Annotated in this window: 18 protein-coding genes; 8 read left to right on the forward strand and 10 right to left on the reverse strand. The window is 67.3% G+C overall.

Features of this window, described 5'->3' with window-relative positions:
- Positions 1 to 13 precede the first annotated feature (13 nt).
- The 5 genes from J5M86_RS08980 to J5M86_RS09000 form a co-directional block, all read right to left on the reverse strand.
- Positions 14 to 385, reverse strand: a complete 372-nt coding sequence (locus J5M86_RS08980) for an iron-sulfur cluster assembly accessory protein (RefSeq protein ID WP_188060963.1) — start codon at positions 383 to 385, stop codon at positions 14 to 16.
- Between the two features lie 113 nt (positions 386 to 498).
- Complete coding sequence (locus J5M86_RS08985; RefSeq protein WP_188060962.1) at positions 499 to 1,569, reverse strand: glycerate kinase; 1,071 nt, start codon at positions 1,567 to 1,569, stop codon at positions 499 to 501.
- A 14-nt stretch (positions 1,570 to 1,583) separates the two neighbouring features.
- The gene (locus J5M86_RS08990; protein WP_188060961.1) at positions 1,584 to 2,276 is read right to left on the reverse strand and encodes a M50 family metallopeptidase; all 693 of its coding nucleotides are present in this window, start codon (positions 2,274 to 2,276) and stop codon (positions 1,584 to 1,586) included.
- Positions 2,273 to 3,328, reverse strand: a complete 1,056-nt coding sequence (locus J5M86_RS08995; RefSeq protein ID WP_188060960.1) for a glutathione S-transferase family protein — start codon at positions 3,326 to 3,328, stop codon at positions 2,273 to 2,275. Before J5M86_RS08995 ends, J5M86_RS08990 begins: the two co-directional genes overlap by 4 nt.
- The gene (locus tag J5M86_RS09000; protein ID WP_188061170.1) at positions 3,325 to 4,632 is read right to left on the reverse strand and encodes a dipeptidase; all 1,308 of its coding nucleotides are present in this window, start codon (positions 4,630 to 4,632) and stop codon (positions 3,325 to 3,327) included. Before J5M86_RS09000 ends, J5M86_RS08995 begins: the two co-directional genes overlap by 4 nt.
- Positions 4,633 to 4,740: 108 nt before the next feature.
- Here J5M86_RS09000 and J5M86_RS09005 point away from each other — a divergent pair, with 108 nt between their 5' ends.
- The 3 genes from J5M86_RS09005 (at position 4,741) to J5M86_RS09015 (ending at position 6,339) form a co-directional block, all read left to right on the forward strand.
- A complete protein-coding gene (locus tag J5M86_RS09005) occupies positions 4,741 to 5,337 on the forward strand; it encodes a DUF3043 domain-containing protein (RefSeq protein ID WP_244328293.1) in 597 nt (198 codons plus the stop codon).
- Positions 5,338 to 5,416: 79 nt separating this feature from the next.
- On the forward strand, positions 5,417 to 5,761 hold the full coding sequence (locus J5M86_RS09010) for an SDR family NAD(P)-dependent oxidoreductase (RefSeq protein WP_244328564.1): 345 nt from the start codon (positions 5,417 to 5,419) through the stop codon (positions 5,759 to 5,761).
- A 38-nt stretch (positions 5,762 to 5,799) separates the two neighbouring features.
- On the forward strand, positions 5,800 to 6,339 hold the full coding sequence (locus tag J5M86_RS09015; RefSeq protein ID WP_188060958.1) for an AAA family ATPase: 540 nt from the start codon (positions 5,800 to 5,802) through the stop codon (positions 6,337 to 6,339).
- A gap of 12 nt (positions 6,340 to 6,351) precedes the next feature.
- Here J5M86_RS09015 and J5M86_RS09020 read toward each other — a convergent pair whose 3' ends face one another.
- Positions 6,352 to 6,540: a hypothetical protein gene (locus tag J5M86_RS09020; protein WP_188060957.1), complete on the reverse strand. Its 189-nt coding sequence runs from the start codon at positions 6,538 to 6,540 to the stop codon at positions 6,352 to 6,354.
- A 53-nt stretch (positions 6,541 to 6,593) separates the two neighbouring features.
- Here J5M86_RS09020 and J5M86_RS09025 point away from each other — a divergent pair, with 53 nt between their 5' ends.
- Entirely contained in the window at positions 6,594 to 7,235 is a 642-nt protein-coding gene (locus J5M86_RS09025; protein WP_244328294.1) for a DUF937 domain-containing protein, read from the forward strand.
- A gap of 63 nt (positions 7,236 to 7,298) precedes the next feature.
- On the opposite strand, the gene J5M86_RS09030 is transcribed toward J5M86_RS09025, so the two are convergent.
- Positions 7,299 to 8,450, reverse strand: coding sequence for an NADP-dependent malic enzyme (locus J5M86_RS09030; protein ID WP_188060956.1), 1,152 nt, complete (start codon positions 8,448 to 8,450; stop codon positions 7,299 to 7,301).
- A 316-nt stretch (positions 8,451 to 8,766) separates the two neighbouring features.
- Between J5M86_RS09030 and J5M86_RS09035 the strand changes: the two genes are divergently transcribed.
- Positions 8,767 to 9,312 carry a bifunctional adenosylcobinamide kinase/adenosylcobinamide-phosphate guanylyltransferase gene (locus tag J5M86_RS09035; protein WP_188060955.1) on the forward strand — a complete coding sequence of 182 codons (546 nt, stop codon included), beginning with the start codon at positions 8,767 to 8,769 and terminating at the stop codon, positions 9,310 to 9,312.
- A 28-nt stretch (positions 9,313 to 9,340) separates the two neighbouring features.
- On the opposite strand, the gene gcvT is transcribed toward J5M86_RS09035, so the two are convergent.
- Positions 9,341 to 10,447, reverse strand: a complete 1,107-nt coding sequence (gene gcvT / locus J5M86_RS09040; RefSeq protein WP_188060954.1) for a glycine cleavage system aminomethyltransferase GcvT — start codon at positions 10,445 to 10,447, stop codon at positions 9,341 to 9,343.
- A 79-nt stretch (positions 10,448 to 10,526) separates the two neighbouring features.
- Between gcvT and J5M86_RS09045 the strand changes: the two genes are divergently transcribed.
- On the forward strand, positions 10,527 to 12,023 hold the full coding sequence (locus tag J5M86_RS09045; RefSeq protein ID WP_188060953.1) for a leucyl aminopeptidase: 1,497 nt from the start codon (positions 10,527 to 10,529) through the stop codon (positions 12,021 to 12,023).
- An 80-nt stretch (positions 12,024 to 12,103) separates the two neighbouring features.
- Here the strand turns inward: J5M86_RS09045 and J5M86_RS09050 are convergent, their stop codons facing one another.
- The gene (locus J5M86_RS09050; protein WP_188060952.1) at positions 12,104 to 12,289 is read right to left on the reverse strand and encodes a DUF5302 domain-containing protein; all 186 of its coding nucleotides are present in this window, start codon (positions 12,287 to 12,289) and stop codon (positions 12,104 to 12,106) included.
- A 184-nt stretch (positions 12,290 to 12,473) separates the two neighbouring features.
- On the opposite strand from J5M86_RS09050, the gene lpdA reads away from it, so the two are divergent.
- Together lpdA and sucB are read left to right on the forward strand one after the other, a co-directional pair.
- A complete protein-coding gene (gene lpdA, locus J5M86_RS09055) occupies positions 12,474 to 13,853 on the forward strand; it encodes a dihydrolipoyl dehydrogenase (RefSeq protein ID WP_188060951.1) in 1,380 nt (459 codons plus the stop codon).
- 53 nt (positions 13,854 to 13,906) lie between these two features.
- Positions 13,907 to 15,730, forward strand: coding sequence for a 2-oxoglutarate dehydrogenase, E2 component, dihydrolipoamide succinyltransferase (gene sucB, locus J5M86_RS09060; RefSeq protein ID WP_188060950.1), 1,824 nt, complete (start codon positions 13,907 to 13,909; stop codon positions 15,728 to 15,730).
- Positions 15,731 to 15,799: 69 nt separating this feature from the next.
- Here sucB and J5M86_RS09065 read toward each other — a convergent pair whose 3' ends face one another.
- On the reverse strand, positions 15,800 to 17,245 hold the full coding sequence (locus tag J5M86_RS09065) for a serine/threonine-protein kinase (protein WP_188060949.1): 1,446 nt from the start codon (positions 17,243 to 17,245) through the stop codon (positions 15,800 to 15,802).
- Position 17,246 lies beyond the last annotated feature (1 nt).

Consider the following 17,246-nt stretch of genomic DNA (forward strand, 5'->3'; position numbering starts at 1 on the left):
GTGGATGCGTCGGTCAGGAGAAGGAGTCTCCACACGCGCAGCTGCTGCCGGCGTTCGGGTTGTCGATGGTGAAGCCCTGCTTCTCGATGGTGTCGGCGAAGTCGATCGTCGCTTCGTCGAGGTACGGCGCGCTCATGCGGTCGACGACCACCTCGACACCGTCGAAGTCGCGCACCAGGTCGCCGTCGAGCGTGCGCTCGTCGAAGTAGAGCTGGTAGATCAGGCCGGAGCAACCGCCCGGCTGGACGCCGATGCGCAGACGCAGGTCGTCACGGCCTTCCTGCTCCAGCAGGCTCTTGACCTTGGCAGCGGCGACGTCGGTCAGGACGACACCGTGGGTCTGGGTGTCAGCGGCGCTCTGCGCGGCATTGCTGTCGATGCTCATGTCTCACGTTCCTTCGTGATCGTGCAGTGTGTGGCTGAACCTGTGCGGTCCAGGGGCGTCCGCCGGGTGCAACCAGGCGTCCTGCCGTTTTCTTCCCGGATGTGCGAACTCACCTAGCGTACGTCGTCGCGAGGAGCGGGCGTCCAGGTGCCTGCGACCCTGGCAGCCAACGACGTAAGTCCTGCACTGAGCTCGGCTGCGTCGACCTCGCCGCGGCGATTCCAGCCTGACTGCTGGATCGAGTAGGCACCTTGCAGACCCAGCGACATCTGTTCGCGTCGGCCGACGTGCACCTCGTCGGCGAGCACCACCACCGGTGTCGCACTGTGCGCGGCGATGCCGGTGACTTCGGCAGGGACGCTGTGTTCGAGCACGCGCCAGTCGAAGACTCCGGTGGCGGTCACGACCAACTGCGCGGACGCGACGTGCCCGGCCAGGTCAGTCGCCCGTGCGACATACGAAGGCCCGGGCGCCAGGTGGGCCCCGAGCGCACCGAGGATGAATCCGAGTCCGCCGGCTGCCCCCGCGCCCGGCTGTCGTTCCGGACGAATGTCCTTGCCCTGCAACAGGTCTCGCTTCGCGGGCAACGCCGCGCGAACGACGTCGAGCCACTCCCCCATGCGTTGTTCGGCGACTTGGGCCGACTCCTTGGTGATGCCGGCTTCCTCCACCGCGCTGTAGCAGGCGCCGTGGAATCCGAGCAGTTGCCGATCGGTGGCGACGACTGCCGTGACCCGCACGCCTTCGAGCCTGCGCGCTGCGTTCTGAAGTCCCTGTTCGTCAGCAGATCCGGCGAGCGTGGCCACCAGGCCACGCCCACCGTCCAACGGGCCGGTGGCGCCGAGGCCGATGACGAGTTCGGTGATGCCGTCGCCCAGCAGGTCGCGCACGGCGTGACCCAGTGCATCCGATCCGGACTCCACGGCATCGGCGACAGACGGGGCATCGAGCCATGCACGTGAGCCGTCACGGAACACCGGAACAGCGGTGTCGGTGCCGAGCAGAGTGACTCCAGGCGCGGCAGCTTCGGCCAACAGCTGCGCGGTGCCGAGCGAACCGTCGCCCTGCGGCAACTGCACCACCTCGACATGCGGGGCCACCTGCCTCCACCCGTCGGCGATCAGTGTCGTCGTCTCGATCGAGGTGAGGGCGCCGCATCGATCGGCGGCGACGAGTACACGCATGGGATCAGTGTTGCTCAGCGCAGCAGGCGCAACGCACCGAGTCCGACCATCGCGACAGCACACACCATCATCACCGACCACCACATCGCCGCCGGCAGCACGCTGATCGCTGCGAGCTGGTCGACATCGGAGCGTGCACGTCCCGGGCGACGCCGCGCCCGCCACAGGTCGATCATTCCCAGCGGACCGCTGATCAACAGGAAGGACGCCAGGGTTGCAGCGAGCGCGGAGCGCACCACGTCGGTGCCGAACCACGTGACCAGCCCGATGGTCACGCCGCTGATCAGCACCACCCACAAGCCGTGCACGTTGCGGATCTGCAGCAGCATCGCCGCGCAGAGCAGGGTCACGGCCCAGAGGTAGGCGTTCGACCAGCCTGCCGTCACGGCGAAGGCACCGGCCAGTCCGACCAGCGGCGGAGTGAGGTAGCCGGCCAGGAGGGTGGCGATCATTCCGGGGCCGGACGGCCGTCCACTGGAGACCGAGACACCGGAGGCGTCCGAATGCAACCGGATACCATGCAGCGAGCGGCCGCTCGCCAAGGCGACTAATGCGTGGCCGCCTTCGTGCAGCAGGGTCACCAGATGACGGGTGACCCTGCTGATCTCATGGACGAGCGCCGCTACCAGGGCGATCGCGAAGCATCCGATCAGCACCGCACGGTCGGGCGGAGTCGTCGCCGAAAGACGGTCGAGCAGATCGTTCACGCGCCTGGCGTTCGCACCAACAACTGACCGTCGTCACCCAGCATCGGGTTGTGCGCGACCGGCACCCGCTCGACCTCGGCGATCGCACCGGGCGCCGTGCCGTCGCCGTAGGGACGGCCGCCGAGGGACTCGCGTCCGTGCGCGGTGCCCCAGTCGAGCAACTCCGGGCCCTTGGGGACGATGCCGGTGGGGTTGATGTCGCGGTGCACCACGTAGTAGTGCTGCTTGATCTGCTCGAAGTCGACGGTGTCGCCGAAACCCGGAGTCTGGAACAGGTCACGTGCGTAGGCCCACAGCACCGGCATCTCGGTGAGCTTGCTGCGATTGCACTTGAAGTGGCCGTGGTAGACGGGGTCGAAGCGCACCAGCGTGGTGAACAGCCGCACGTCGGCCTCGGTGATGGTCTCGCCCATCAGATACCGCTGCCCCTCCAGTCGTTCACTCACCCAGTCGAGGGCGGTGAACAACCGGTCGTAGGCCTTGTCGTAGGACGACTGCTCGCCGGCGAAACCGCAGCGGTAGACGCCGTTGTTGATCTCGGTGTAGATGCGGCGCATGACCTCGTCCATCTCGGCCCGCAGGTGTTCGGGGTAGAGATCAGGTGCACCGTCGCGGTGGTGTTGCGTCCACTGCAGGCTGAAGTCGAGTGTCATGGGGGCGAAGTCGTTGGTGACAACCTTGCCGCTCTCCACCTCCACCACGGCCGGCACGGTGATGCCCCGTGGGTAGCCGGGCTGGCGCTTCTCGTAGGCGTCTTTGAGTTTCGCGATGCGCAGCACCGGGTCGACCTGTCCGGGGTCGAGGTCGAAGGTCCAACTGTCGGAGTCGTGGGTGGGGCCGGTCAGGCCCATGGAGAGGACGTCCTCCAGGCCGAGCAGACGGCGCACGATGATCGTGCGGTTGGCCCACGGGCAGGCGCGAGCCGCGACGAGGCGATAGCGGCCGGGTTCGACCGGCCAGTCCCCTGCGGCATCGGCCGTGATGCGGTCGTTGAGGTAGCGGGTGTCGCGTTCGTAGGACGCTTCGACGTAGCCCTTGTTCTTCTCGGTCATGAGGTGACCGCCTTTCCGAGTCGATCGAGCAGGAGCGCTTCAGCGAGGCAGACACGCTCGAACTCCGCCAGGTGCAGGCTTTCGTTGGCGCCGTGCGCGCGGCTGTCGGGATCTTCGACGCCGGTGACCAGGATCGCAGCCTGCGGGAACTTCTCTGCGAAAGCCGCCACGAACGGGATGGAGCCGCCGACACCGATGTCGACCGGCTCCTGCCCCTCCCACGCGTCGCGGAATGCGGAGCGGGTGATGTCGTAGACGGGACCCTGCGCGTCCGCGTTGAATCCCGCGCCCTCGTCGTCGAGGCTGACCTCGACCTGCGCACCCCACGGGGCGCTGTCGGTCAGGTGCTGCTTGAGCAACTCATAGGCGTGCTGCGGGTCTTCGTCTGCGGCGATCCGCATCGACACCTTGGCCCGCGCCGACGGCACCAGCGTGTTGGATGCGGTGTCGACGCTCGGGGCGTCGATACCGATGGTGGTGATGCTCGGCTTGGTCCACAGCCGCGACAGGATCGAGTCGGAGCCGATCGTCGAGACGCCATCGAGCAGTCCGCTCTCGAGTCGGAGCCGGGCCTCGTCGTAGTCCAGGTCAGCGGCGGTTCCCTGCGACAGACCATCGACGGCGACATTGCCGTCGGCGTCGTGCATGGTGGCCAGCACTCGCACCAGCGCGGTGATGGCATCGGGCACCGCACCGCCGTACATGCCGGAGTGAATGGCGTGGTCGAGCGTGCGCACCTGCACCACGACGCGGATCATGCCGCGCAAAGTGGTGGTGAGGGCCGGGACGCCGACCTCCCAGTTGGTGGAATCGGCGAGCACGATCGCATCGGCGGCCAAGAGGTCGCCGTGCTTGTCCAGCACCGTGGCCAGCGAATCGGAGCCGATCTCCTCCTCGCCTTCGACGAAGACGTTGACCCCGACCGGCGGTGTGCCGTCGTGGGCGCGCAGGGCCGCGAGGTGGGCCATGATGCCCGCCTTGTCGTCGGCCGCGCCGCGGCCGTAGAGGCGTCCGTCGCGTTCGGTCGGCTCGAAGGGCGGGGTGTGCCAGTCATCGTCCGCGCCGGGTGGTTGCACATCGTGATGGGCGTACAGCGTGATCGTCGGCGCACCGTCCGGCGCCGGGATACGACCGATCACAGCTGGCCGCCCGCCCTCGCGGACGATGCGCACGTCCATACCTTCTGCGCGCAGCAGCTGCGCCACCGCTTCGGCGCTGTCGTCGACATGCTTCTGGTCGAAGGAATCGAGTGACACGCTGGGGATGCGTGTCAGCGCCTCCAGGTCGGCCCGCACCTGGGGCATGAGTTCGTGGACGCGATGACGCAGGGTTTCGAGGCGATCGTTGCTCACGACACCACCGTAACCAGCCACACTTCGGCAGATCCGCGCGGCAACGTAGGATCAGGCCTCGTGTTCGGTCGCCGCAAAGAATCCGTAGAGCCCACCGTCGAAAACTTCGAAGTCGAGGAGACGACGGCGGTGCCCGGTGTGCCCCAGAAGAAGGGTCGCCCCACTCCGAAGCGACGCGACCAGGAAGCGGCCCGCCGCCAGCCCTTGGTGCCGGCCGATCGCGACGCCGCCAAGAAGCAGGCCAAGCAGGAGGCCCGCGCGCAGCGGCTGAAGTCGCGCGAGGCCTTCGCCCGCGGTGACGAGAACGCGCTGCCCAAGCGCGACCGCGGCCCGATCAAGCGTTTCATCCGCGACACCGTCGACAGTCGCTGGAACATCGGCGAAATCCTGCTGCCGCTCATGCTCATCGTGCTGGTCATGACCGTCGTCCCCAATCGCAGCTTCCAGATGGGCGCACTCGTCCTGGTCTGGGTCGTGATCGCGGTCGGAGTGATTGACTGCGTGCTGCTGTGGCGCCGGTTGAAGAAGCAGATTCGTGCGCGTTTCAACGAGGACCCGCCCAAGGGTTCGCGCTCGTACGCGATCATGCGTGCTTTCCAGATGCGCCTGTCGCGCATGCCGAAGCCGCAGGTCAAGCGCGGCGAAGCACCCCGCTGATCAGCTGCTGATTCTTTGTCCTGACAAACCCTTCCCGCCTCACGGCTCACGGCTGTAGGTTCGCGCTCAGATCGCCTCGATCAAGGCCGTCGGCGGCTCCCCCGCCACCGGCCATTACGGCGCGGCAAAGGCCGGAGTGGTCTCGCTGTCGAAGACCGCAGCCATCGAGATGCGCGACTACGGCGTCCGGGTCAATGCAGTGTGTCCGGGTTGGGTCGACACCGACATGGTCAATGACAACAAGTCGGCGCTGGAGGCGATCCTGCCGGTCTCCTTCGACGACTACATCGGCCATGTGCAAGGGCGCCTCGGCCATGTCGACGACATCGTCGGCGTGGTGTCGTTCCTGGCGTCCGACCGGTCGCGCTTCTCCTCCGGCTCGACCTATGTCGTGGACGGAGGCGCCACCTCACACCTGGTCTGAATCGCAGCCGACGGGGCCGACCGGACAAGATGGACTGCGTGAGCGAGTTCTTCTACTTGGTCGGCCCTCCGGCCGTCGGCAAGCTGACCATCGCCAGTGAATTGGCGCGCCGCGCCGACGCGATCGTGGTCGACAACCACCTCATCAGCGACCCCGTCTTCGTACCGATGGGCGTGCACCGCGGCGAGCCCATCGAACCGACAGATCAATTGCGGGCTCGCATTCTCGACGTGGTGCTGGAAGCAACAGTGGCAGCACACCCGCGATTCAGCCACGTCTTCACCCACTGGCTGACCGACGCCCCGGACAACGCTGCCCTGGTCGAGCGCCTACGCGGTGTCGCAGCGCAACGAGGGGCGAAGTTCGTGCCGGTGTGGTTGATCGCCGATCACGATGAACTGCTGAGCCGCGTCGGCAACCACGACCGAGCGAAGCGGGCGAAACTGCTCGACCCCTTGATCCTGCGGCAGCTGTTGGACCGTCCGTTATTGCCGCCGCCCGATGACGCGCTCCAACTCGACGTGACGACCCTGTCGCCGCAGCGGGCTGTCGATCGGATCCTTGATTCCCTAGGGTGACCGAACGCCGATTCAGCTGTCTGCCAACGACATCGGGCCGTAGACATCCACCTCGGCTTGTCGCAAGGTGACTGCCGTGACACCGGCGTCGGCGAGTTCCTGCCAGTGCTCGGCGAGCCAGGCTTCGGCCTCGGCCTGCGTGGGGAATCCAGCCGAGAAGCCCTGTCCGCCGCCTTCGTAGGCCCAGGTCCATTCGTTCATGCCGCCACGGTAATCCGCAGTCTCGACCCTCCGGTCGGTGGATGGACATTAGGGTGAGCGCGCAGGTCGTCAGCGGTGACGGCCCAGAGACAGGAGTACGCATGGACGCGCGCGAGGACATCCTCTCCCAGATCCCGATGGACCAGTTGGCCGCACAGGTCGGCGCCGACGAGAACACCACCCGTCAGGCCGCGGAGCAGCTCATCCCCACCCTGCTGGGCGGGCTGCAGGCGAACGCGTCCGACGAGCAGGGAGCAGCCTCGCTCTACGACGCGCTCGGCGAACACCAGGGTCAGGTCAAGTCGTTGGATGCCGTCGACACCCAGGACGGCCAGAAGATCGTCAGCCACGTGTTCGGCGCCCAGCAGGACGAGGTCGTGAACCGTATCGGTGGCCTCGAGGGCGGCGCGGGCAGCGACATCCTGAAGAAGCTGCTGCCGATCCTCGCCCCGATCGTGCTCAACTACCTCGCCGGCAAGGTGCTCGGTGGAGGCGCGGGACAGGCCGGCGGCCAGGCACCCGCCGGTGACGGCTCGTCCACCGGTCAGGGCACGGGTGGCCTCGGTGACATCCTGGGCGACCTGCTCGGCGGAATGGCCGGTGGCGCGGGTCAGGGCTCGGCGGACGGCCAGGGTGGCCTGCCCGGCGGACTCGGCGACATCCTCGGAGATCTGCTCGGCGGTGGCCGCAAGTAGTCGGTCGCACCTACGAAGAGCGGCGCCCTCCCGGCTCGGGAGGGCGCCGCTTTCATGTGTACGTCAGGCGAGGTCGGCCACGGCCTTGGCCACCGTGCGGGCGACCCGGTCGTCGAAGGCGCTCGGGACGATCTCCTCGGCGGTCGGGTGCTCCACCAGGGACGCAATCGCCTCAGCCGCCGCCACCTTCATGGCTTCGGTGATCTGCGGCGCCCCGGAGTCGAGCGCACCACGGAACAGGCCCGGGAAGGCAAGGACGTTGTTGATCTGGTTCGGGAAGTCCGACCGGCCGGTCGCCACGACAGCGGCGTACTTGTGCGCCACGGTCGGGTGCACCTCCGGGTCGGGGTTGGCCAGCGCGAAGATGATGCAGTTGTCGGCCATCTTGGCGACGTCGGCCTCAGGCACCGTGCCGCCCGACACACCGACATAGACATCGGCATCCAGCAGCGCGTCACCCAAGCCACCGCGCAGACCCAGAGGGTTGGTGGTGGAGGCGAGCTTGCGCTTGTGGTCGACGAGGTCGAGACGTTGTGGCTCGATGATGCCGCGCGAGTCGCAGACCACGACGTCCTTGATGCCGGCGCGGCCGAAGATGTTGGCGATCGCGACACCAGCCGCTCCCGCTCCCCCGACCACGACCCGCAGCGACGACAGCTCGCGCCCGACCACCTTCGCAGCATTGATCAGCGCAGCGAGCGCGACGATGGCGGTGCCGTGCTGGTCGTCGTGGAAGACCGGGATGTCGAGCCGCTCCTTGAGCTGGCGCTCGATCTCGAAGCAGCGCGGCGCTGAGATGTCCTCGAGGTTGATGCCGCCGTAGGTTGGAGCCAGCCGCACCACTGCCTCGACGATCTCCTCAACCGTGCCAGTCTCCAGGCAGACCGGCACGGAGTCGACATCGGCGAAGTGCTTGAACAGCACCGACTTGCCCTCCATCACCGGCAGTGCTGCGACGGGGCCGATGTCGCCGAGGCCGAGCACCGCCGTGCCGTCGGTGATCACGGCGACGGTGTTGCGCCGAGTGGTGTAGCGGAACGACAAGTCGGGGTCTTGGGCGATGGCGCGGCAGACGTCGGCGACGCCCGGGGTGTAGAGCAGAGCGAGGTCGGCGCGATCGCGCAACGGCTTGCTGGGCACCGATTCGAGCTTTCCGCCTTCGTGGGCGGCGAACACCGGGCCGGACGTGTCGGGCTTGTTTGCAGAATGAGTCATGGCAGACAGAGTCTCCACCTCCGAGAAATAGACCTGGCCACCTGGCGCGTCGGCGATTGGCTTTGTGCACCAGGAGAGTCGGATCGCCGGAGGGTGGCGGCGCACTTCCTGTGAATGATCGCGGAGGGTGCCCGCGAAATGTCGGGCCAGTGTGACACAGCGCGCAGAGCACTGTTCAGGCAACCCCGCCAGCTGGTCCACCCGTGTCGTCGGCAAGCTCGCGGCGCACGCGTGATGGCGGGCAACTAAGGTGTCGGGCAGACCCGGATCGGACTTTTCGAGGGTCGCTCGACCTGAGCGACGGATAGGTGAGGCGATGGCGACGACCTTGGTGCTCGGTGGCACACGCAGCGGAAAGACGCGCTATGCGCGGCGGCTGCTGCAAGCCAATCCTGCAGTCACCGTGCTGAACGCCGGTGGCCAGGACGCCACCGAAGGCAAGGCCACCCAGATCCACGGTCCACGCGAGCCCGTCCAGGCGTCCGACTGGACGCAGGTCGACACGAATGACCCCACCCGGGCGATCCTGCGCGCACGCACCCCCGTCCTCATCGACTGCCTCGGCACGTGGGTGGTCGCGCTGCTCAACGAGTGGAACAGCTGGGACGACCTCGACGGTTCCTTGGGCAAGGCCGAGGAGTCCGCGTACGAACTCGCCGCGCTGTGGTCGGATGCGCCCTACGACGCCGTCGCGGTCTCCCACGAGATCGGCATGTCACCGGTCCCGAGCAACCACCACTCACGCGTCTATCAGGACGTGTTGGGCAGAGTGAACTCCATCATCAGCGAGGCGAGCCAGCGCACCCACCTGGTGGTCGCCGGACGGGTGCTCGACCTGTCCGACGCACCCCTGGTGGGCTGAAGACTCGCCTCGCCGATCCTGATATTCGTCAGGCGGTCTCGACCTGGACGAACGGCGGCTTGACCACCTTCGCCTCGACGGCGCGACCCCGGACGTCGATGACGACCTCGGTGCCCTCGGCGACGTCGCGGTCGAGCAGCGCGAGCGCAATGCCCTGCTTCAAGGTCGGCGACATGGTGCCTGACGTGACCTCTCCGATGACCGTGCCGTCGGCGTTCTTCACCTCACAGTGGGAGCGCGGGATACCGCGTCCGGTCACGAGCAGGCCCCAGGTGAGGCGGTAGTCCTTGGCGGCCTTCTGCGCTTCGAGTGCGTCCTTGCCCCAGAACTGATCTTTCTTCCAGCCGACGGCCCAGCCCGAGCGGGCCATGTTCGGGGTGATGTCCATCGACAGGTCGTTGCCGTGCAGGGGGTAACCCATCTCGGTGCGCAGCGTGTCGCGCGAACCCAGACCACACGGCAGACCCTCGAAGGGCTCCATCGCTTCTACGAGGGCATCCCACAGGGCCGGGGTGTCTTCCCAGCGCGGCACGAGTTCGAAGCCCTTCTCGCCGGTGTAGCCCGAACGCAGCACGATGACCGGCTTACCGTTCCAGTCAGCTTCGGTGAACGACATGTACTCCATGTCGGTCGGCAGACCGAGCGCCTGCACCACCTCGACCGACTTGGGGCCTTGGACGGCGATGACGCCGTAGTCGGTGTGCTGATCGGTGATCGTGATGCCGTCCGGCAGGTCTTCATTCATCCGGCGCACCACCTCAGCGGTGTTAGCGGCGTTGGGCACCAGGAAGACCTTTTCGTCACTGTGTAGATAAAGGATGAGGTCGTCGACGACTCCGCCAGTGGCCTGGTCACAACACATGGTGTACTGCGCCTTCGGCGGTTCGATCTTGCGCAGATCGTTGGTGAAGCAACGGTTGACGAAGTCAGCCGCGCCCTCACCCTTCACCAAGGCCTTGCCCAGGTGGCTGACGTCGAAGATGCCCACTCGCTCACGCACCGCGGTGTGCTCACGCAGCACTCCACCGCCGGGGTATTCGATGGGCATCTCCCAGCCACCGAAGTCGGCCATCTTGGCGCCGAGCGCCTTGTGCCGATCGTGCAATGGGGAGGATTTCAGCGATGCATCAGTCATGGAGCCGAACCTACTAGGGCGCTCATGCGTATCCTCGCGGATGGGTAAACCCGACAGTAAACCGAGAGGACACGCACCCGTGACCACAGTGACCCTGACCGACCGATCTGCTGACAAAGTCTCCGCACCGGTGCTGGTGGTGATGACCCTGTCTGTCGACGGGAAGGCGGTTGTCTCCCCGGGCTGCGTCGACGCGCAGGTCGAGAGCGCCATCACCGAAGCACTCGCCACCCTCGGCGCAGCAGGCGCCGCGGACGAGGTGACCAAGCTCGCCGGTGTCGCCGGCACGAGCGGCCTGGTGGTCGCCGCCGGGTCGGGCCTGAAGACCGAGCCAACTGATGCGGACGCCGAAGCGGTGCGCCGCGCTGCCGGTTCAGCCGCACGCGCACTCAATGACGTCGCCCATGCGTCGTTCGGATTCCCCTGCACCACAACCGAACTGACGGTGGCTACCGTCGAAGGCCTGCTGTTCGGTGCGTACGAGTACACCGCCTACCGCGTCACCGGCCCGAAGCCGAAGCCGCTGGCGAAGGCGACCGTCGCCTCGACGGTGGCCAAGGCCTCCGGCACCAAGACCGGTGTCAAGCGCGCTCAGGTCGTGGCACAGGAGCAGGCGTGGGCCCGTGACCTGGTCAACCAGCCGCCGCTCGACCTCTACCCCGCCTCGTTCGCGGCCGACGTCAAGAAGCACTTCACCGGCACCGAGGTGAAGGTGCAGATCACCGACGAGAAGGCCCTGGCCCGACAGAACTGCGGCGGTCTGGTCGGCGTGGGACGCGGCTCGGCGCGTCCGCCGCGCCTGGTCACCCTCACCTACAAGCCGGCCAAGGCGAAGGCGCACATCGCGCTCGTGGGCAAGGGCATCACCTTCGACAGCGGCGGTCTGTGCATCAAGCCTGCTGACGGTATGAAGACGATGAAGTGCGACATGGCCGGTGCGGCGGCCGTGGCCGCGGCGACCGCAGCCATCGCGGCGCTCGACCTGCCGATCGCGGTCACCACCTACCTGTGCCTGGCCGAGAACCTCACCGGCTCCGACGCCCAGCGCCCGGGCGACGTGGTCACCATGCCGAACGGCAAGACGGTCGAGATCATCAACACCGACGCCGAGGGCCGCTTGGTGATGGCCGACGGGCTGGTGTTCGCCTCGAAGACCAACCCGGACGCCGTCATCGACGTGGCCACCCTGACCGGTGCGGCAGTGCTGTCGCTGGGTCAGCGCACTACCGCGGTGCTGTCGAACACCGACGCGCTGCGCGACGAGGTGCTGGCTGCAGCCGGCACGGCCGGTGAGGCGATGTGGCCGATCCCGCTGCTGGACGAGCTGCGTCCGTCCATGAAGTCGCAGGTGGCCGATGTGAAGCACACCGGTGAGCGCATGGGCGGCATGATCACCGCCGCGTTGTTCCTGCGGGAGTTCGTGGGCGAGAGTGCCGACGGCGAGCAACTGCCGTGGGCCCACCTCGACATCGCAGGCCCGGCCTTCAACGAAGCTGGCGCGTACGGCTACACCCCGGCCGGCGGCACCGGCCACGGCGTGCGCACGCTGGTCGCCCTGGCCGAGGCGCGCAGCTGAACCATTTCCTGCCATGAAGAACGGCGGCGCCCTGCATCTCGCAGGGCGCCGCCGTCGCGTTCAGACAAGGGTTCGGTGAATCATCCACCGCTCTTGCGGCGGAACATCTGCTGAGCACCTGAAGTCTCCGCGTCATGCGCTCCGGAGACCTTCGAATGTGCCGAGTGGTCGGACACGTCCCGTCCGCCGTGTGACTTCTTCCTATCCAGTGCCTCGCGGAACTTCGCCTTCATTTCCTCACTGGGCGTCGGCTTGTCGGATGACATGTGCACTCCTTCTGCTCGGCGGCTGATCGAGCCACTCTCGCACGAGTTGAACGCCCGATCCAGCGATATACCAACCAGTTGCGCACCACCTGCACACGCAATTCACGCCAGTGCCAAGATTGTCCGGAAGTCGGCGACCTCGGGCCGACCCTCAAGGCCTGCGAACGCAAGGAGCTGCACACCCATGGCGGAGCCGACCGACCCGACCTACGACATCGTGATCCTGGGCGGAGGCAGCGGCGGATACGCGTGCGCTCTGCGGGCAGCCCAGCTCGGCCTGTCGGTGGCGCTGGTGGAGAAGGACAAGCTCGGCGGCACCTGTCTGCACCGCGGCTGCATCCCCACCAAGGCCCTGTTGCACGCCGCCGAGGTGGCCGACTCCGCTCGCCACGGTGCGAAATTCGGCGTCAACAGCTCGCTCGAATCGATCGACATGGCGGGCGTGCACATGTACAAGGACGGTGTCGTCTCCCGACTGCACAAGGGCCTGCAGGGTCTGGTCGGCGCGGCCACGATCGAGTATGTCGAGGGCGAGGGCAAGCTCAGCTCCCCTACCACCGTCACGGTCGGTGACCGCGTGCTCACCGGCAAGAACATCGTCCTGGGCACCGGTTCCTACGCCAAGTCGATTCCCGGCCTCGAGCTCGGCCCCCGCATCATGACCAGCGACCAAGCGCTCGCGCTCGACTTCGTCCCCGAGAAGGTCGTGGTGCTCGGTGGCGGCGTCATCGGTGTCGAGTTCGCCTCGGTGTTCGCCTCGTTCGGTGCGCAGGTGACGATCGTGGAGGCGCTGCCCCGGTTGGTCGCGGCCGAGGACGAATCGATCTCCAAGCAGCTCGAGCGTGCCTTCAAGAAGCGCAAGATCACCGCCAAGACGGGGGTCAAGTTCGCCGGCGCCACCGCTTCGGACGACGGCGTCACCGTCACCCTCGAATCGGGCGACACCATCGAGGCCGACCTGCTGCTGGTGGCCGTCGGCCGCGGGCCCGTCACCGACGGCCTGGGCTACGAGGAAGCCGGCGTCACGCTCGACCGCGGATTCGTCACCACCGATGAGCGCTGCCGCACCAATGTGCAGTCGGTGCGCGCGGTCGGCGACATCGTCCCCGGTCTGCAACTGGCCCACCGTGGTTTTGCCCAGGGCATCTTCGTGGCCGAGGACATCGCCGGGCTCGAACCCACTCCGATCGAGGAGACCGGCATTCCGCGCGTCACCTACTGCGACCCGGAGATCGCCTCGGTCGGGCTCACTGAAGAGGCCGCCAAGGAGAAGTACGGTGAGGTGAGCACCTACGAATACAACCTGGGCGGCAACGGCAAGAGCCAGATCCTGCAGACGCAAGGGTCGGTGAAGTTGGTGCGGGCGGGGGACGGCGCGGTCGTCGGCGTCCACATGATCGGTGCGCGCATGGGCGAGCAGATCGGTGAAGCCCAGTTGATCGTCTGCTGGGAAGCTCTGCCGGACGACGTCGCATCTCTCATCCACGCACACCCCACCCAGAACGAGGCCTTGGGCGAGGCGCATCTTGCTCTGGCCGGTAAACCCCTCCATGCCCATGCATGAGATGAAAATGAACTTCAGCCACCCGAGCCACCCAAATCAAGGAGACTGCACCTATGTCTGAACGCGTGACGATGCCCGCACTTGGAGAATCCGTGACGGAAGGCACCGTCACCCGGTGGCTCAAGAGCGTCGGGGACGAGGTGGCTGTCGACGAGCCCTTACTGGAGGTCTCGACCGACAAGGTCGATACCGAGATCCCCTCGCCGGTTGCCGGCACCCTGCAGGAGATCCTCGTCGAGGAGGACGAGACCGTTCCGGTCGGCGCCGACCTCGCGGTGATCGGCGACGGCGCAGCTTCCTCCGACAGTGGCGACTCCGAGCCCAAGGCCGAAGAGGCCAAGGCTGAGGAGCCCAAGGCCGAAGAGCCCAAGGAAGAAGAGAAGCCCGAGCCCGAGCCCGAGTCCAAGGACGAAGAGCCCGCGCAGGAGAAGACGACCGAGAGCGACTCCTCTTCCGGTGGCGGCGAGGTGCAGGGCGGCGAAACGATCAAGATGCCGGCCCTGGGCGAATCGGTGACCGAAGGCACCATCACCCGCTGGCTCAAGGCCGAGGGTGACGACGTCGCCGTCGACGAGCCCCTGCTGGAGGTTTCGACCGACAAGGTCGACACCGAGGTGCCGTCGCCGGTTGCTGGCAAGCTCAGCAAGATCCTGGTGCAGGAGGACGAGACGGTGCCGGTCGGTGCCGACCTCGCCGTCGTCGGTGGCGAGGCTGCCCCAGCCAAGGAAGAGCCCAAGGCCGAAGAACCGAAGGCCGAGGAGCCGAAGGAAGAGCCCAAGGCTGAGGAGCCCAAGGCTGAGGCACCGAAGGAAGAGCCCAAGGAAGAAGCGAAGGAAGAGCCGAAGGCTCAGGAAAAGGTCGAAGAGGCTCCGGAGCCCGAGGCGAAGCAGGCAGCTGCACCCGCCCCGGCCGACACCGAGCCGAAGGCCGCGTCCAACTCCGCCGATTCCGGTTACGTCACGCCGCTGGTGCGCAAGCTGGCCCAGGAGGCAGGCGTCGACCTGTCGACGATCAAGGGCACCGGCGTCGGCGGTCGCATCCGCAAGCAGGATGTGCAGGCCGCGGCCGAAGCTGCGAAGGCACCGGAGCCGCCGGCCGCTCCCCAGGCTGAAGCTGCTCCGGCAGCGCCTGCTGCATCGTCGGCACCTGCTGCCCCGGCAGCTGTCTCGCCCAAGCGTGGCACCACCGAGAAGATGACCCGTATGCGCAAGCTCATCGCCTCGCGCATGGTGGAGTCGCTGCAGGTCTCGGCGCAGCTGACCACGGTGGTGGAGGTCGACGTCACCAAGATCGCGCGTCTGCGCGACAAGGCCAAGTCCGGCTTCCAGCAGCGTGAAGGCGTCAAGCTCAGCTTCATGCCGTTCTTCGCGCTCGCCGCGGTGGAGGCGCTCAAGGCCTACCCGGTGCTGAACTCCAGCGTGCAGGACGACTCGATCGTCTACCACCCGAGCGAGAACCTCGGCATCGCAGTCGACACCGAAAAGGGCCTGTTCGTGCCGGTCATCGCCAACGCCGGCGATCTGAACATCGCGGGTCTCTCCCGCAAGATCGCCGACTTGGCCGACCGCACGCGCACCAACAAGATCACCCCGGACGAGCTCGGTGGTGGCACGTTCACGCTGACCAACACCGGCAGCCGTGGTGCGTTGTTCGACACCCCGATCATCAACCAGCCGCAGGTCGGCATCCTCGGCACCGGTGCCGTGGTCAAGCGTGCGGTCGTGGTGCCTGACGGTGACGGCGGCGAGACCATCGCGATCCGCTCCATGGTCTACCTGGCCCTGAGCTACGACCACCGCATCGTCGACGGCGCGGACGCTGCTCGCTTCCTGACGCACATGAAGGCGCGTCTGGAAGAAGGCGCTTTCGAGGTCTGATCGACGAAGGTCAGCAAAGGCCCGCAGGTGGACGACCCAGTCGTCGACCTGCGGGCCTTCTGCGTCGGTTCATGACCACCGCTCGATCCGCCATTGTCCGTCGACCTTCACCAGGTCAAGCCGAACCCGCTGTGACACAGCCGGTTTCGTCACGGCGGCGGATGAGCCGACAGTTACGGCGTAGGACGGCCGGTTGATCGAAGCCTGCACGCTCATCCGATCACTGCCTGACTGGCTGACTGCCACCTGCCCGACGTCGAAGCGCAACCCGCGGTAGTCGATGCCGTCACGACGAGCCGTCATCAGCGACGCGCGGTCGGCCCGATCGGCCGCGGATCCGGGCGCTAGGGCGTGGGAGAGGAGCTGGGGGCTCCCCTGCTCCCACGCCCTGGCTCGGGCCGTCACCAGCGCGGTGACGACGGCTCGTGGTGTGACGACGGTCGGTTGCGAGGGGGCGGACGCAGCGGGTTTGACCCTCTTCGCGGAAGGCTGCTGGCTTGCCTGCGGCGACACGCCCACCAGGCTCCCCTGCGCCTGCGAGCTCGCCTGCGGTACGAGAGCCCACGCGCCCGCCGCGAGCACTGCAGTGGCCGCGCCGGCGGCAAGAGCCGGTTTCAACGACACCCGGTGCCGGGCGAGGAAGGCTGGGAAGCGGGTGCGCCGCAACGGCGCAGAGTCGTCCTCGTCCGAGGCTTCCTCGACCTTGCGCTCCCTGATCATCCTCCGCGTCAGGAGCGCACTGTCGTCCTGCACCTCGCTGCGTCGCGCGCCACGGCTTCCGGCCACGGGTGCGGGTTCCGGTGTGGCGCAACGCCACAACCGCAGCGCGAAGTCTCCGGCCGAAGGGCGCTCGTCGGCGTCGAAGGCCATCGCCTCCTCGATCAGCCTGGCCACACGCTCATCGACATGTGAGGCCGTTTCCACCAAGGCGCGACGGTCGAGATGCGGTGGCGGAGGGAAGCCGGTCACGCACGCCCAGCCGACCGCGCCGAGCGAGTAGACATCGCTGGCAGGGGTGGCGTGCTCGCCTGCCAGCACCTCCGGCGCCGCCCAGGCCTCAGTGGCCCAGGTGTGTTCGTCGTAGGTGCCGGCGACGCGGCTCACGCCGAGGTCTGCCAGGAGGGGTTTGCCCGAATCGGTGAAGAGCACATTGCCGGTGGAGATGTCGGCGTGCACGAGGCCGAGAGCATGCAGGTCGTGCAGGGTGCGGGCGATGGGGGTGAGCACGGTGACCAACTCCCCCGCGGTGAGAGTCTGACGCGAGGCGATGGCGTCGGCGAGCGAGCCGCCCTCGGCGAGGTCGAGCAGCAGCACCCGACGACCGTGTTCACCGGGCTCGTCGATCGCGTCGTGCAGCCGGATCACGTGGTCGTGGTCGATCCGGCGCAGCAGGTCTTCCTCGTCCTGGCAGACCTCGAGATGGCGGTGGATCAGCTTGGCCGCCAGGCGAACTCCGTCCGGTCGACGCACCACCCACACCTCACCGGTGCCGCCTGTGCCGAGGCGGTCGAGCACT

Source organism: Yimella sp. cx-51 (assembly GCF_017654605.1).
GTDB lineage: Bacteria > Actinomycetota > Actinomycetes > Actinomycetales > Dermatophilaceae > Yimella.

Coding starts and splice junctions, on each gene's coding strand:
- J5M86_RS08980 (WP_188060963.1), bottom strand. CDS start 385: ATGAGCATCGACAGCAATGCCGCGCAGAGCGCCGCTGACACCCAGACC.
- J5M86_RS08985 (WP_188060962.1), bottom strand. CDS start 1,569: ATGCGTGTACTCGTCGCCGCCGATCGATGCGGCGCCCTCACCTCGATC.
- J5M86_RS08995 (WP_188060960.1), bottom strand. CDS start 3,328: ATGACCGAGAAGAACAAGGGCTACGTCGAAGCGTCCTACGAACGCGAC.
- J5M86_RS09000 (WP_188061170.1), bottom strand. CDS start 4,632: ATGCCCCAGGTGCGGGCCGACCTGGAGGCGCTGACACGCATCCCCAGC.
- J5M86_RS09020 (WP_188060957.1), bottom strand. CDS start 6,540: ATGAACGAATGGACCTGGGCCTACGAAGGCGGCGGACAGGGCTTCTCG.
- J5M86_RS09030 (WP_188060956.1), bottom strand. CDS start 8,450: ATGACTCATTCTGCAAACAAGCCCGACACGTCCGGCCCGGTGTTCGCC.
- J5M86_RS09035 (WP_188060955.1), top strand. CDS start 8,767: ATGGCGACGACCTTGGTGCTCGGTGGCACACGCAGCGGAAAGACGCGC.
- gcvT (WP_188060954.1), bottom strand. CDS start 10,447: ATGACTGATGCATCGCTGAAATCCTCCCCATTGCACGATCGGCACAAG.
- J5M86_RS09050 (WP_188060952.1), bottom strand. CDS start 12,289: ATGTCATCCGACAAGCCGACGCCCAGTGAGGAAATGAAGGCGAAGTTC.
- lpdA (WP_188060951.1), top strand. CDS start 12,474: ATGGCGGAGCCGACCGACCCGACCTACGACATCGTGATCCTGGGCGGA.
- sucB (WP_188060950.1), top strand. CDS start 13,907: ATGTCTGAACGCGTGACGATGCCCGCACTTGGAGAATCCGTGACGGAA.